Genomic DNA, 14,373 nt, shown 5'->3' with positions numbered 1-14,373 from the left:
GCGGCGCCGGGCCGGCCGGGCGCCGCCGTCAGGACCCGTCCCGAGGGCGGGTGTCCACGATGCGCTTGATCTTGCCGACCGAGCGCTCCAGGGTCTCGGGGTCGACGATCTCGACGGCGACCGAGACCCCGATGCCGTCCTTGACGGCTCGTGCGATCAGCCCGGCGGCCGCCGTGCGCTGCTCGGTGGTGGCGCCCGGCCGGGCCTCGGCACGCACCGTCAGCCGGTCCATCCGGCCCTCGCGGGTCAGCTTCAACTGGAAGTGCGGAGCGACGCCGGGCGTACGCAGCACGATCTCCTCGACCTGCGCGGGGAAGAGGTTCACCCCGCGCAGGATGATCATGTCGTCGCAGCGCCCGGTGACCTTCTCCATCCGGCGGAAGGCAGGGCGCGCGGTACCGGGCAGCAGCCGGGTCAGATCGCGGGTGCGATAGCGGATGACCGGCATCGCCTCCTTGGTGAGGGAGGTGAACACCAGCTCGCCGTGCGCGCCGTCCGGCAGCACCTCGCCGGTGATCGGGTCGACCACCTCCGGGTAGAAGTGGTCCTCCCAGATGTGCAGTCCGTCCTTGGTCTCCACGCACTCCTGGGCGACGCCGGGTCCCATCACCTCCGACAGCCCGTAGAGATCGACGGCGTCGATCGCGAACCGCTCCTCGATCTCGCGGCGCATCTCCTGCGTCCAGGGCTCGGCGCCGAAGACGCCCACCTTCAGCGAGGTGCTGCGGGGATCGACGCCCTGCCGCTCGAACTCGTCCAGCAGGGTGAGCATGTACGACGGCGTCACCATGATGATCTCGGGGCGGAGGTCCCGGATGATCTGCACCTGTCGGCTGGTCATCCCGCCGGATGCCGGCACGACCGTGCAGCCGAGGCGCTCCGCGCCGTAGTGGGCGCCCAGTCCGCCGGTGAACAGCCCGTATCCGTAGGCGATGTGGACGGTGTGGCCGGGCCGGCCGCCGGCCGCGTGGAGGGAGCGGGCGACCACGTCCGCCCAGTGGGAGAGGTCGCGTTCGGTGTAGCCGACGACCGTCGGCCGGCCGGTGGTGCCGCTGGAGGCATGGATGCGCCGCACCTGCTCCTTGGGGACGGCGAACATCCCGAAGGGGTACTGGGCGCGCAGATCGTCCTTGACGGTGAACGGGAAGCGGGCGAGATCACCGAGCGAGCGGCAGTCGTCGGGATGCACCCCGGCCCGGTCGAAGGCCTCCCGGTAGAACGTGACGTGGTCGTAGGCGTGCCGCAACGAGGCGCGCAACCGGGTCAGTTGCCGCTCCTGCAAGGCGTCCCGGGAGAGCCGCTCCGCCTCGTCGAACGTCGCACCGTCAGGGGTCCTGCCCGTCGTCGCTTCCGCCATGGAGTGTCACCGCCTCGTCTGCCTACCGATCATTCGGTAGCTGGATGCCGGTCCAAACAATCAGCGCGCGGGGATCACGTCAAGGGTCTGGCGCAGACGGCCCACCGGGAGCGACACCGGGGACGAGCCCGCGCCCGGAGCCCGGCGCGCGGTTCCCGGCACCGCAACCGGCTGGTTCGCCTAGGCTCGCGCCGTACCGGGTCCTGGGGAACTCCCCGACGCCGCCCCGAGGTTCGAGAGAGGCCGACCGTGCAGCCGACCACCTGGATGCGCCGTGCGCTGATCGCCGGCGCCGCCGCGACCGTCCTGTTCACCGGAGCCGGCGGGGCCGTCGCCGCGCCGCCCGCCCCGGCCGACGCCCCCGCCGCGCCGCCCGCCCTGACCGGCGCCCCCGCCGTCGCCGCGCACTCCCCGTACGGCCGGTTGCGCCCGCTCGCTGCGCTGTCCGCCGACCGGCTCGCCACCGGCGACCTGGTCGCCGCCGCGAAGTGGGGCACCGGCAGTCCGATCGACGACCCCGTCCGCGAACAGCAGGTCCTGGACGCGGTGGCCGCGCAGGCCCGGCAGCTGGGCGCCGACCCGGAGGCGACGGTCCGGGTCTTCCGGGACCAGATCGAGGCCAGCAAGATCGTGCAGCGTGGCCTGCACCGGCTCTGGGAGGCCGATCCCAGCCAGGCGCCGACCGACCGCCCGGACCTCGGCGAGGTCCGCAAGGAGATCAACCGGATCAACGGCGAACTGGTCCGCGCCCTCGCCGCCGCCCCGGACGCCCGCTCCGCTCCGTCGTGCCGCCCACTGCTGACCGTGGCCGCCGCCCGGGTGCACCACGAGCGGCACCTGGACGCGCTGCACACCGTGGCGCTGGCCCGCTCGCTCGGGTCCGTCTGCGAGCCGGTGGGCTGAACCGGCCCGACGCTCCCCGGGGCCGGGCCGGGCCGGGGCCGCGGTCCGCGCCGCCGAGGGCTTTTCCCCGGTGGCGGACCACGGGGCTCGGGTCACGCCTCCCGCTCGCCGGCCGCCACCGCCTTCGCCCAGCGGTAGTCGGCCTTGCCGCTGGGCGAGCGCTGAATGCGGTCGGTGAAGACCACGGCGCGCGGGATCTTGTACCCGGCCAGCCGGGCGCGGCAGTGGACTTGGATGCCGTCCAGGTCCAATGGCGCGGCACCCTCCCGGAGTTGGACGACGGCCGCGACCCGGTTGCCCCACCGCTCGTCCGGCACGCCGGCGACCAGGGCGTCGTACACGTCCGGATGGGCCTTCAGCGCCTGTTCGACCTCTTCCGGATAGATCTTCTCCCCTCCGGAGTTGATGCACTGCGAGCCCCGGCCGAGAACGGTGACGATGCCCTCCTCGTCGACCGTGGCCATGTCGCCCAGCAGCACCCACCGCTCCCCGTGTGCCTCGAAGAAGGTCTCGTCCGTCTTGGCCGGGTCGTTGTAGTAGCCGAGCGGTACGTGCCCGCGCAGCGCGAGCCGGCCCGCCTCGCCGGCCGGCACCGGTTCGTGCGTCGCCGGATCCACCACCGCCGTACGGGAGTTGACCCGCAGCCGGAAGCCCTTGTCGGGGCCGGAGTCGTCGGTGGCCGTCCCGTTGAACCCGGACTCCGAGGAGCCGAAGTTGTTGAGCAGCATCGCATTCGGGACCCGCGCGCGGAACTGGGCGCGCACGGTCTCGGAGAGGATCGCGCCGGAGCTGCTGACGCTGAGGAGCGAGGAGCAGTCGACGCCGGCGAGCGGTCCGTCGAGGGCGTCGACCAGCGGGCGCAGCATCGCGTCGCCGACCAGCGACACGCTGGTGACCCGCTCCTTTTCGACGGTCCGCAGCACCTCCTCGGGCACGAACTTGCGGTGCAGGACGACCTTCTGGCCGAAGTGAAAGGCGATGAACGCGGTCAGCGTGGAGGTGCCGTGCATCAGCGGTGGAGTGGGGAAGAAGGCGAGCCCCTCCCCGCCGGCCGCGACCCGCTCGGCCAGCTCCTCCGGTCGCTTCACCGGCTCACCGGTCGGCGCTCCTCCGCCCATCCCGGAGAAGAACAGATCCTCGTGGCGCCACATCACGCCCTTGGGCATCCCGGTGGTGCCGCCCGTGTAGATGACCATCTGGTCGTCGGCCGAGCGCGGGCCGAAGCCCCGGGCGGGTGACCCGGCGGCCTCGGCGTGGGCCAGGTCGAACGGGGCGGGGGACGGTTCGGGGGCGCCGGCGGGCGGGGCACCGACCCGTACCAGGTGGCGGAGCTTCGGGGTCTTGGGGAGGGCGGCGGCGACCCGGGCGGTGAACTCCGCGTCGAAGACCAGCGCCACCAGGTCCGCGTCCCGGTAGAGGTAGACCAACTCCTCTTCCACGTAGCGGTAGTTGACGTTCACCGGTACGGCGCGGATCTTCAGGCAGGCGTAGGCCGCCTGGAGGTAGGCGACGCCGTTGTAGAGGTGCAGCCCGACGTGCTGGCCCGGCCCGATGCCGTGGTCGCCGAGGTGGTGGGCGAGCCGGTTGGCGGCGCGGTCCAGCTCCGCGTACGTCAGCCGCCGCTCGTCGCCGGTGCCCGGGTGGTCGACGTACACCAGCGCCTCGCGGTCGGGGACCGTGTCGACGATCGACTCGAAGAGGTCGGCAAGGTTGTACTCCACGTCTCCTCCAGACCGGGCGGGCGTCGGCGCGGACCGGTCTGTCGACCGGACCCAGGCCGTCATTAGAGCGCCGCCGACGGGAGCAGGGAAGGCCGCGGCCCAAGAAATCTGACTGTGTGTCAGAAAAGCCTTGAACTCGCCGTGCCGCTCCTGCAACCTGTTCCCCGTCCGGGTACGCAGGACGCCACAGGCGGCGAGCACGCCATGGGTGGGAGGACGTCATGGGCGGGACGGAACATCTGACCGTGGAGCGCGTCGGCGCGACGCTGGTGCTCACCCTCAACCGGCCGGAGGCGAAGAACGCGCTCTCGCTGCCGATGCTGGTGGGCCTGTACGACGGCTGGGTCGCCGCCGACGAGGACGACGCGATCCGCTCCGTCGTCCTCACCGGCGCCGGCGGCACCTTCTGCGCCGGCATGGACCTCAAGGCGCTCGCCGGCGACGGCATGGCGGGCGAGCAGTACCGCGAGCGGCTGCGCGCCGACCCCGATCTGCACTGGAAGGCGATGCTCCGCCACCACCGCCCCCGCAAACCCGTGATCGCCGCCGTCGAGGGCCACTGCGTCGCGGGCGGGACGGAGATCCTCCAGGGCACCGACATCCGCGTCGCCGGCGAGAACGCCACGTTCGGGCTCTTCGAGGTCCGGCGCGGACTCTTCCCCCTCGGCGGCTCCACCGTCCGACTCGCCCGCCAGATCCCGCGCACCCACGCCCTGGAGATGCTGCTCACCGGCCGCCCCTACCCGGCCCGCGAGGCCGCACGCATCGGCCTGATCGGCCACGTCGTGCCCGACGGCGGCGCGCTGGAGAAGGCCCTGGAGATCGCCGAGCGGATCAACGCCTGCGGTCCGCTCGCCGTCGAAGCCGTCAAGGCATCCGTCTACGAGACCGCCGAGCTGACCGAGGCCGACGGGCTGGCGGCCGAACTCGCCCGCGGCTGGCCCCTCTTCGACACCGCCGACGCCAAGGAAGGCGCCCGGGCCTTCGCGGAGAAGCGCCCGCCCGTCTACCGGCGCGCCTGACCCAAGGAGAACCGCATGCCACAGGTGCCAGAGGTCCTCACCGCGCCCCTCGTTGTGGAATTCCCCTTCACCCGCTCACTCGGCCCCGTCCAGAGCGCCTTCCTCACCGGACTGCGCGAGCGCACCGTCCTCGGCGTCCGGGCGGGCGACGGCCGGGTGGTGGTACCGCCCACCGAGTACGACCCGGTCACCGCCGAGGAGATCCGCGACCTGGTCGAGGTCGGCACCGGCGGCACCGTCACCACCTGGGCCTGGAACCCGACCCCGCGCCGCGGCCAGCCGCTGACCACCCCCTTCGCCTGGGTCCTGGTCCGCCTCGACGGTGCCGACACCGCGCTGCTGCACGCCCTGGACGCCCCCGGCCCCGACGCCGTGCACACCGGTATGCGGGTCCGGATCCGCTGGGCCGCCGAACGCACCGGCGCCCTCACCGACATCGCCTGCTTCGTACCGGACGACGGCACCGCGCGCCCCGACGAACCCACCCCGCACAGCGGGGAGTTCGCCGATCCGGTCACCGGTATCACCACCCCCGCCCGGCTCGACTACAGCTACGCGCCCGGCCGCGCCCAGTCCCGCTACCTCCAGGAGCTCGCCGGCCACCGCACCGTCGGCGAACGCTGCCCGTCCTGCCGCAAGGTGTACGTCCCGCCCCGCGGAGCCTGCCCCACCTGCGGCGTCGCCACCGACGCCCAGGTCGAGGTCGGCCCCCGCGGCACCGTCACCACCTTCTGCATCGTCAACATCAAGGCGCGCAACCTGGACATCGAGGTCCCCTACGTCTACGCCCATATCGCCCTCGACGGCGCCGACCTGGCCCTGCACGCCCGGATCGGGGGAATCCCCTACGACCAGGTCCGGATGGGCCTGCGCGTGGAACCGGTATGGGCCGAGGACGGGCGCTTCCCCGACCACTACCGCCCCACCGGCGAGCCCGACGCCGACTACGACGGCTACAAGGAGCTGATCTGATGCGCGAGGTCGCCATCGTCGCCTTCGGGCAGAGCCACCACGTCCGCGACAGCGCCGAGACCTCCGAGGTCGAGATGCTGATGCCGGTGCTGCACGACGTCCTGGCCCGGACCGGCCTCAAGACCAGCGATATCGACTTCACCTGCTCCGGCTCCTCCGACTACCTCGCCGGCCGGGCGTTCTCCTTCACCATGGCCCTGGACGGCGTCGGCGCCTGGCCGCCGATCTCCGAGTCCCACGTGGAGATGGACGGCGCCTGGGCGCTGTACGAGGCCTGGGTGAAGATCCTCACCGGCGAGGCGGAGACCGCCCTGGTCTACGCGTACGGCAAGTCCTCGCCCGGCGACGTCCGCGAGGTCCTGACCCGCCAACTCGACCCGTACTACGTCGCCCCGCTCTGGCCGGACTCCGTCGCGCTCGCCGCCCTACAGGCCCGGGCCCTGATGGACGCCGGGTTGACCGACGAGCGGGAGCTGACCGCGATCGCGGCGCGCAGCCGGGCCGACGCCACGGACAACCCGCACGCCCAACTGCGCGGCGCGGTGCCCACCGGGGAGACGCTGGTCGCCCCGCTGCACCGCGGCCACTGCCCACCCATCGGCGACGGCGCGGCCGCGGTCGTCCTCGCGGCCGGGGACACCGCCCGCCGGCTGACCGACCGCCCCGCCTGGATCCGCGGCCTCGACCACCGCATCGAGGCCCACGGCCTGGGCGTCCGTGACCTCACCGACTCCCCCTCCACCCGGCTCGCCGCGGAGCGCGCCGGCTACTTCGCCCGCCCCGTGGACACCGCGGAGCTGCATGCCCCGTTCACCTCCCAGGAGGTGGTGCTGCGCCGCGCCCTGAAGCTCGACGGCCCGGCCGGCGCGGACGTCCGGATCAATCCGTCCGGCGGCGCACTGGCCGCCAACCCCGTCATGGCCACCGGACTGATCAGGCTCGGCGAGGCCGCCGCCCGCATCCAGCGGGGCGAGTCCGACCGCGCCCTGGCCCACGCCACCTCGGGCCCGTGCCTGCAACAGAACCTGGTCGCCGTCCTGGAAGGAGAGGCGCACTGATGAGTGGGGGAGGCAAGGTGAGCAAGGAGCCCGTCGCCGTCGTCGGCATCGGCCAGACCAAACACGTGGCCGCCCGCCGGGACGTGTCGATCGCCGGACTCGTCCGCGAGGCCGCCCGACGCGCCCTGGAGGACGCCGAGTTGACCTGGGCGGACATCGACGCGGTGGTGATCGGCAAGGCCCCCGACTTCTTCGAGGGCGTCATGATGCCCGAGCTCTATCTCGCCGACGCCCTGGGCGCCGTCGGCAAACCGATGCTGCGGGTGCACACGGCCGGCTCGGTCGGCGGCTCCACCGCCCTGGTCGCCACCAACCTCGTCGCCGCCCGGGTCCACCGCACCGTCCTCACCCTCGCCTTCGAGAAACAGTCCGAGTCCAACGCGATGTGGGGCCTGTCCCTGCCCGTCCCCTTCCAGCAACCCCTGCTGGCCGGCGCCGGCGGCTTCTTCGCCCCGCACATACGCGCCTATATGCGGCGCACCGGAGCCCCCGACACCATCGGCTCCCTCGTCGCCTACAAGGACCGGCGCAACGCCCTGAAGAACCCCTACGCGCACCTCCACGAGAAGGACATCACCCTGGAGAAGGTCCAGGCCGCACCGATGCTCTGGGACCCGATCCGCTACTCCGAGACCTGCCCGTCCTCCGACGGCGCCTGCGCCATGGTCCTCACCGACCGCGCCGGGGCCGCCCGCGCACCGCACCCGGCGGCCTGGGTGCACGGCGGGGCGATGCGCAGCGAACCCACCCTCTTCGCCGGCAAGGACTTCGTCTCCCCGCAGGCCGGCAAGGACTGCGCCGCCGACGTCTACCGCCAGGCCGGCATCACCGATCCCCGCCGGCAGATCGACGCGGTGGAGATGTACGTCCCCTTCAGCTGGTACGAGCCGATGTGGCTGGAGAACCTGGGCTTCGCCGAGGAGGGCGAGGGGTGGAAGCTCACCGAGTCCGGTGTCACCGAACTCGACGGCGACCTCCCCGTCAACCCGTCCGGCGGGGTGCTCTCCACCAACCCCATCGGCGCCTCCGGGATGATCCGCTTCGCCGAGGCCGCCCTCCAGGTGCGCGGCCGGGCCGGCGCACACCAGGTCGACGGGGCCCGGCGGGCCCTGGGCCACGCCTACGGCGGCGGCTCCCAGTTCTTCGCGATGTGGCTGGTCGGCGCCGACTCCCCGGCCGCCTGAGGGGCGGGGCGAGCCCCGTCGCCCACCACTCGACCGCCGCGCCACGCCCTCTGTCGATCCCCGGACGCAGTGGTTAACCTGACCGCGGACGACGAACCGGGAGGAGCGGGGACACGTGATCGACAGCATCACCGAGCAGCGGCTCGTGGGCGGGCCCAGGCCCGACCTCGACCTGACGCAGGCCGAGTGGCAGTCGAGCACCCAGGGGGTGGGAGACGTGCAGATCGCGTTCGTCGAGGGCTTCATCGCGATGCGCAACCGCCGCAGCCCGGAGGTCCCGGCGGTGATCTTCTCCCCGGCCGAGTGGCGCGCGTTCGTCGTCGACGCCCGGGACGGCGAGTTCGACCTCACCTGACGGTCCGTCCGGGCACCACCGGTCCGGCCGGTGCCCGGACGGACCGTCAGGTCAGCACCACGCACCCGCGTGCCCGCAACGCCCGCACCGCCGGCGCCCCGTCGTCGACGGCGTTCCAGCGCAGATCCAGCTTCTCCAGCGACGGCAGCCGGACGAGCCACGGCGGCAGCTGCGCGAGCCGGTTGCCGCGCAGATCGAGCCGGCGCAGGAGCGGCAGCGCGCAGAGCGCCTCGGGGACGCGGGGCAGCGCATTGTCCCGCAGCTCCAGCACCCGCAGTTCCCGCAGCGCCGACAGGCTCCCGGGCAGCTCGGCGAGCGCATTGCCGCCCAGCCACAGCTCCCGGAGCCGGCCCAGCCCGCCCAACGACCCCGGGACGGTGGTCAACTCGGCCCGCTGCGCCCGGAGTTCGACCAGGCCCGCCATCCCGCCCACCGCATCGGGCAGCCGCCCGAGCGGATTGTCGCCGACGTTCAGGTAGCCGAGCCGGGACAGCCCGCCGAGGGTGTCCGGCAGCGCCGTCAGGCGGTTGTCGTGCAGGTAGAGGTAGCGGGTCAGGCCGGGGAGCGCGCCGATCGCGTCCGGAACCGCGGTCAGTGCGTTGTGGCCGAGGTCCAGGGTGTGCAGCGTGCGCAACCGGCCCAACTCCGGCGGGACCTCGGTCAGGTGGTTGTCGGCGAGTATCAGCACCTCCCAGTCGGCCCGCTGCCAGGCCTCGGGCGGTACCGAACGCAGGCCCGCCTTCCAGAGGTTGAGGGTGCGCGATCCCGTGAGCACGTGACGCCTCCTACGGCCAGTCGAGCAGCTCGGGCAGGGGGACGGTCGCCCCGGCCCGGCGGCAGTCGAGCGGTCGACCCGGCGCACGGCCCGCCATCCACGCCGTGAGAGCGGTCAGCGGTCCGCGCACCGTCACCGTCGGCGCGCCCTGAGGGCCGAACGGCCGTGCGGACGGCTCGTCGGTCGCCTCCAGCACCAGGTGCAGCCCGTGCGGCGCCCGGGGCGCCAGGTGGTCCAGGAGGTGGTGGCACAGCTCCCGCGGCCAGTCCTGGGGGCCGTGGCCCATCCCGGCGTCCACCAGGTGGATCTCCAACTCCCGCCACCAGCACAGCAGTGCGGTGCGCAGATCGCCGTCGCGGTAGTGCACCGGGCGCGACCAGTCGGCCGGGCCGACCGCCGCCCAGGCCGCGGACGCCTCGTCCAGCGCGGCCGCCACGGCTCGGCCGAGCGCCGCCGCATCCCGCCGCGACCCCGCCTCGATCCCGGCGGCGCGCGCCGGGCGCCCGCCGTCGTACGGCTCGATCAGCTCGCCGCGCAGCGCATGGCGGGCTTGTCGAGCCATCGCCAGGCCGATGCCCTCGATGTGCGCGAGGACATGGGCGCGGGACCAGCCGGGCAGCTCGCTCGGCTCCCGTATCCCGGCCTCGGTCAGCCCCGGCAGCAGGGCCCGCAACCGCGCCTGACCCGCCTCGATCCTCTCCCGTACCGCCTCGGGCGGCAGTGTGTGCGCCGACGTCGTCACGGCCACAACAGCTCCTTCGTCCAGTGCTCACCGGCTCGGCGGTGGGCCGGCCGGGTGTGCTTGAGATCCGTGTCGCCCTGCCGGAACTCCACCGCCTCGGCGCGCACCGTGTGCAGCGTCCATCCGGGCGCGACCGGACCGGGCTCCCGCGCGGGCTCCGTCGGATCGTCGGGCGTGTCCGCCGGATCGAAGGTGGGCAGCGCGCCCGCGAAGACCGGTGGCTCGCGCAGCAGTTGACGCAGATCGGTCATGTCTCCCCCGTGAAGCCCCCCGGTGGGGTTAATGGTTGTCGCTGAAGCTACCATTAGTCGCATGGTTGCCACACGGCTCGTACTGGATCTCGCCGTCACCATCCGCCATGACGGCCACGGCGGCGTCGCCGACGACCTGACGGACCCGGCCGGGCTCGCGGCCTGGATCGGTGAACGGGCCGCGCTGCTGGACCACCCCGCGGAGCCGGTCGCCGTGGACCCGGCGCTGCACACCGCCGTACGGGAACTCCGGGCCGCGGTCCGGTCGCTGTTCGCGCGCGCCGTGCGGCCCGGACCGCCCAGCTCCGCCGATGCCCACCGACTGCTCCCGGAGGACGAGGCGATCCGCCGGCTGAACGCCGCGGCCGCCCTGGTGCCCGTCGCACCGCAGCTCAGCTGGGACCCGGGCACACCGCCCGCGGTACGGCAACGGGCCGCCGGTGCCGCGCCGGCCGCCGACCGGATTCTCGCCGCGCTGGCCCGCGACGCCATCGCCTTCCTCGACGGCCCGGAGCGCGCCCTGCTGCGCGCCTGCCCCGCGCCGCGCTGTGTGCGCTACTTCGTCAAGGACCACGCCCGCCAGGAATGGTGCAAACCCTCCTGCGGCAACCGCGCCCGGGTCGCCCGCCACCACGAGCGGCGCCGGGCGGCAGGGGGCGACGCCTCGTAGGGTGGGCGGCATGACGGGCGAACGCGATCTCCAGGTCCTGCTGCGCGGCATGCGGCCGGAGCTGCACGACGGCCGGTACGTCTTCACGACCGTGCCCGGGGCGGTCCCCGCGGGCCTGGCCCCGGTGGTCACCGTCGCCGAACCCGAAGGACTCACCCTCGTCGTCCGCCAGGAAGAGGCCGACCGGCAGGGCCTGGACTACGACTACCTCGCCGCCTGGATCACCCTGCGGGTGCACTCCGCGCTGGACGCCGTCGGCCTGACCGCCGCCGTCGCCACCGCACTCGCCGACGCCGGCCTCAGCTGCAACGTCGTCGCCGGCTTCCACCACGACCACCTCTTCGTGCCCCATGCCGCGGCCGACGAGGTGCTGCGCCGACTCGGCGCGCTCGCCGAGCGGGCCTGACCCCCGACGACGAGCGCGCGGCACCGACCGCGACCGCACCCCACGTCCGCGCGGCATGTCCGCCCGGGCCACGTACGATGGCGGCATGTCCTTCCTCCGCCGCCGTAGCGCAGCCACGCCCGCCGGTCCAGACTTCGACGTACTCGCCATGGACCCGGGGGACTGGCCGGGCAACCTCGGTGCCGGGCTGCTGCCCGCACCCGACGGGAGCTGCCAGGGCGTCTTCCTCCGCTACGACCTGTTCGGCGGTCGCGGACCCGCGATGATCATCGGCAACCTGCCGGAGGGCTCCCCGGCCCGCGAGCTCGCCGACGACGAGGTGCCCTTCGAGGTGGCCCAGCTGCTCGCGGCGCTCGGCAACGACGAGCCGGTGACCGTCGTCGAGAAGGAGGACACCCCGGTGATGCACGACGACAACCTGCTGATCGTCAAGCGCATCAAGTGCTCCGAGAGCCGGATCTCCTGCGCCCAGTTCGACCGCAACGACGGCGTGCTGGTCACCATCGCCAGCTGGGACCGGCCGATCACCGACGACCTCTACGCGCTGCTCAAGCCGCTGCCGGCGGAGCTCTTCCAGCAGGGCTGACCCGCCCGCGCCCCCGCGCGCGGACGGCCGCCGCGCCCGGTGGACGACGAGACCTTCGCCGTCCACCGGGCGCGGTGCCCCGCCGGTCCGGTGCCGAGCGCAGCCGGTGCCGTGCGGGGCCGGTGCCGTGCGGGCCCGGCTCAGGAGTCCGAGGGCCGCACGTCGACATCGGCGGCCCGGACGTAGCCGACCCGGTGCCCCAGCTGGATCTCGTAGTACACGTCCTTGCCGCGCACGATCGCGTGCTTGGAGACGTCGAAGGTCGGCGCGTAGAAGTACTCGCCGGTCACCCGGCCGCCGACCGCGTACTTCTGCCCCGCGCCGATCTTGTACGGCAACGGAGTGACGGCCTGGTACGGGACCCCGGCCGGGTAGGCGGCCTTCTCCGGGTAGGCACGACCGTAGACCGGAACCTCCGCGATGTCGGCCTTCGGGGTGGCGATCAGCCCCTTGGCGTCCACCGCGGTCGGCGCGTCGTGCGGGTTGCGGAACCACGCCAGCTGCCCCAGGTACCAGATCGCCGTCCAGTCGCCGGACCGGCGCGCCACCGCGAACTGCTGGCCCGTCGTGGCGCGGGCACCGGTGTCGTTCACCCCGTCCGTGGAGTCGCTGCCGTCCGGGTGCAGCCCGACGTCCTTGACCAACGGGGCGGTCTCGCTCGGCGCGGTGTACAGCCGGACCGCGGCGGAGCCGTGCGGCGCGCAGACGTCACCGGGCTTCTCACAGCCGGTGTAGCGCGGCTGGTTCCCGGCGTAGTCGGGACGGATGGTGACCAGCCCGCCGCTCGGGCCCGCGGTGTGGTGGAAGGGCTTGCCCAGCAGCGCGAAGTAGTGCGCCCAGTCCCAGTACGGGCCCGGGTCGGTGTGCATACCGGGGATCGTGGACGGCGTCGTGCCGGGCACGTTGTCGTGGCCCAGGATGTGCTGCCGGTCGAGCGGCAGGCCGTACTTGCGGCTCAGGTACTTCACCAGGCGGGCCGAGGAACGGTACATCGCCTCCGTGTACCAGGCGTCCGGCGCGGCGAGGAAGCCCTCGTGCTCGACGCCGATGGAGTGCGAGTTGACGTACCAGTTCCCGGCGTGCCAGGCGACGTCCTTGGTCGGCACGTGCTGCGCGATCAGACCGTCCGAGGAGCGGATCGTGTAGTTCCACGACACGTACTTCGGGTCCTTGATCAGCTTCAGGGTCACCTCCCACGACCCCTCGGTGTCATGGATGACGATCGCGTCGACCTTCTGGTCCGCCGGCCGGTTCGCCTTGTCGTGGTTGCCGTAGTCGTGGTCGCCGTACTCCTCGTACGGCGCCGGGACCGACTCGCAGGCGACGGTCCACGGGCACTCCAACCCGTGACCGGTGCGCGCCGCCGAGGCCTTGGTCGCCGGTCTGCCGAGACGTTTCGCCTGGGCGGCGTCGGGCGTCAGCCGAGGCGCGGCCGCCAGGGTGACCCGCTGTCCCGCATCCGTCGTACGGGCCTGACCCTGGCGCATCACCGCATAGACCTCGTCCGCGAAGCCCCGGCCGCCGGCGGTGTCGTCCTGGCCGCCGTAGTGCGCCACCGCCGCGAACCACTGCGCCGGGTCGGCGGCCGCCGGCAACCCCAGCCTGCGCTGCTCCGCGGCGAGCAGCGCCGCACCGCCCAGCACGTTCGCCGCGGGGTCGGTGCGCAGCCGCGCGGCGGGCAGCCCGGTCAGCCGTGCGGCGGTCGGCAACGTCCGTAGCCGAGGCGGGAGTTGGGCCGGCAGTGCGGCCCGCTGCGCCGGGCCGGACGCTACCTGCCTGCGGGGCCGCGCACCGTCCCCGCGGGCGTCCTGACCCGGCTCGCTGAACTCCGGCACCCGCGCCAGGGCCGTCCGGGCATCGGTCAGATGCATCGGGCCGTAGCCCCCGGTGACACTGGGCGCGCCACCGTGCTCGTCCCACCGGGATTCGAGGTACGAGACGCCGAGCAGCACGCTGCGCGGCACATGGAAGCGGGCGGCGGCGTCGGTGAACGCACGCGCCAACCGGTCCGGACGGGGCTGCCCGGCGTTCGCGGACGGGGCCCCCGAGAGCGGCAGCAGCAAGGCCGCCGCGGCGATGGCCGTGGTGGATCTGCGCAGGGCGGGGCGGTGGACTCTCTTCTCGTCTTCCGGGGCGGTACCTCGCAAAACAACCTCCTCAAAGCCGGCCCGAGCCGGGCGGTGTGACGGTTGGTGCGCAAACGGCCGTGTCGGGTGGGACCCGAGAGGAGATCCCCCCGTCGGCTCCAGGGGCGCCTTCCCGCTCTCCGTAGGCCTGCGGCGATCGGGGAGACACTCCCTAGGGCTATACACCCGCCGACGGGCCGTCAATCACCGTGCCGGGTCAGGATTGCGCATGTCAGCGCATCTTC

General features: G+C 73.4%; 15 protein-coding genes. 9 read left to right on the top strand and 6 right to left on the bottom strand.

Translation table 11 applies throughout. The features are described 5' to 3' along the window. Positions 1-28: 28 nt before the first annotated feature. The gene (paaK, locus tag AB0C96_RS16955; RefSeq protein ID WP_362918106.1) at positions 29-1,357 is read right to left on the bottom strand and encodes a phenylacetate--CoA ligase PaaK; all 1,329 of its coding nucleotides are present in this window, start codon (positions 1,355-1,357) and stop codon (positions 29-31) included. Positions 1,358-1,606: 249 nt separating this feature from the next. On the opposite strand from paaK, the gene AB0C96_RS16950 reads away from it, so the two are divergent. After that, complete coding sequence (locus AB0C96_RS16950; RefSeq protein WP_362918104.1) at positions 1,607-2,260, top strand: chorismate mutase; 654 nt, start codon at positions 1,607-1,609, stop codon at positions 2,258-2,260. Between the two features lie 92 nt (positions 2,261-2,352). Here AB0C96_RS16950 and AB0C96_RS16945 read toward each other — a convergent pair whose 3' ends face one another. After that, positions 2,353-3,981, bottom strand: a complete 1,629-nt coding sequence (locus tag AB0C96_RS16945; protein WP_362918102.1) for an acyl-CoA synthetase — start codon at positions 3,979-3,981, stop codon at positions 2,353-2,355. Between the two features lie 221 nt (positions 3,982-4,202). Between AB0C96_RS16945 and AB0C96_RS16940 the strand changes: the two genes are divergently transcribed. From AB0C96_RS16940 to AB0C96_RS16920, 5 genes are all read left to right on the top strand, one after another. Continuing rightward, positions 4,203-5,003, top strand: a complete 801-nt coding sequence (locus AB0C96_RS16940) for a crotonase/enoyl-CoA hydratase family protein (RefSeq protein ID WP_362918100.1) — start codon at positions 4,203-4,205, stop codon at positions 5,001-5,003. Between the two features lie 24 nt (positions 5,004-5,027). Next, complete coding sequence (locus tag AB0C96_RS16935) at positions 5,028-5,975, top strand: OB-fold domain-containing protein (RefSeq protein WP_362918268.1); 948 nt, start codon at positions 5,028-5,030, stop codon at positions 5,973-5,975. Further along, positions 5,975-7,033, top strand: coding sequence for a thiolase domain-containing protein (locus AB0C96_RS16930; protein ID WP_362918098.1), 1,059 nt, complete (start codon positions 5,975-5,977; stop codon positions 7,031-7,033). Before AB0C96_RS16935 ends, AB0C96_RS16930 begins: the two co-directional genes overlap by 1 nt. 17 nt (positions 7,034-7,050) lie before the next feature. Then, on the top strand, positions 7,051-8,217 hold the full coding sequence (locus tag AB0C96_RS16925; protein ID WP_362918096.1) for a thiolase domain-containing protein: 1,167 nt from the start codon (positions 7,051-7,053) through the stop codon (positions 8,215-8,217). Positions 8,218-8,332: 115 nt separating this feature from the next. Further along, entirely contained in the window at positions 8,333-8,572 is a 240-nt protein-coding gene (locus tag AB0C96_RS16920) for a DUF397 domain-containing protein (protein ID WP_362918094.1), read from the top strand. A gap of 46 nt (positions 8,573-8,618) precedes the next feature. Here AB0C96_RS16920 and AB0C96_RS16915 read toward each other — a convergent pair whose 3' ends face one another. The 3 genes from AB0C96_RS16915 to AB0C96_RS16905 are packed head-to-tail and all read right to left on the bottom strand — an operon-like array spanning position 8,619 to position 10,340. Beyond that, entirely contained in the window at positions 8,619-9,347 is a 729-nt protein-coding gene (locus tag AB0C96_RS16915; protein WP_362918092.1) for a leucine-rich repeat domain-containing protein, read from the bottom strand. Between the two features lie 10 nt (positions 9,348-9,357). Further along, positions 9,358-10,095, bottom strand: a complete 738-nt coding sequence (locus AB0C96_RS16910; RefSeq protein ID WP_362918090.1) for a maleylpyruvate isomerase family mycothiol-dependent enzyme — start codon at positions 10,093-10,095, stop codon at positions 9,358-9,360. Next, positions 10,086-10,340 carry a pyridoxine 5'-phosphate oxidase C-terminal domain-containing protein gene (locus AB0C96_RS16905; protein ID WP_362918088.1) on the bottom strand — a complete coding sequence of 85 codons (255 nt, stop codon included), beginning with the start codon at positions 10,338-10,340 and terminating at the stop codon, positions 10,086-10,088. Before AB0C96_RS16905 ends, AB0C96_RS16910 begins: the two co-directional genes overlap by 10 nt. Positions 10,341-10,401: 61 nt before the next feature. On the opposite strand from AB0C96_RS16905, the gene AB0C96_RS16900 reads away from it, so the two are divergent. From AB0C96_RS16900 to AB0C96_RS16890, 3 genes are all read left to right on the top strand, one after another. Further along, positions 10,402-11,010: an ABATE domain-containing protein gene (locus tag AB0C96_RS16900; protein ID WP_362918086.1), complete on the top strand. Its 609-nt coding sequence runs from the start codon at positions 10,402-10,404 to the stop codon at positions 11,008-11,010. 10 nt (positions 11,011-11,020) lie between these two features. Next, positions 11,021-11,416, top strand: a complete 396-nt coding sequence (locus tag AB0C96_RS16895; RefSeq protein WP_362918084.1) for an ACT domain-containing protein — start codon at positions 11,021-11,023, stop codon at positions 11,414-11,416. 85 nt (positions 11,417-11,501) lie between these two features. Beyond that, a complete protein-coding gene (locus tag AB0C96_RS16890) occupies positions 11,502-12,002 on the top strand; it encodes a hypothetical protein (protein WP_362918082.1) in 501 nt (166 codons plus the stop codon). Between the two features lie 140 nt (positions 12,003-12,142). Here the strand turns inward: AB0C96_RS16890 and AB0C96_RS16885 are convergent, their stop codons facing one another. Continuing rightward, a complete protein-coding gene (locus tag AB0C96_RS16885) occupies positions 12,143-14,149 on the bottom strand; it encodes an N-acetylmuramoyl-L-alanine amidase (protein ID WP_362918080.1) in 2,007 nt (668 codons plus the stop codon). Positions 14,150-14,373: the final 224 nt, after the last annotated feature.

This window comes from Streptomyces sp. NPDC048506, from assembly GCF_040651315.1.
GTDB lineage: Bacteria > Actinomycetota > Actinomycetes > Streptomycetales > Streptomycetaceae > Streptomyces.
Note: the sequence above shows the minus strand (reverse complement) of the source record. Positions and strands in the feature narration are given on the sequence as shown.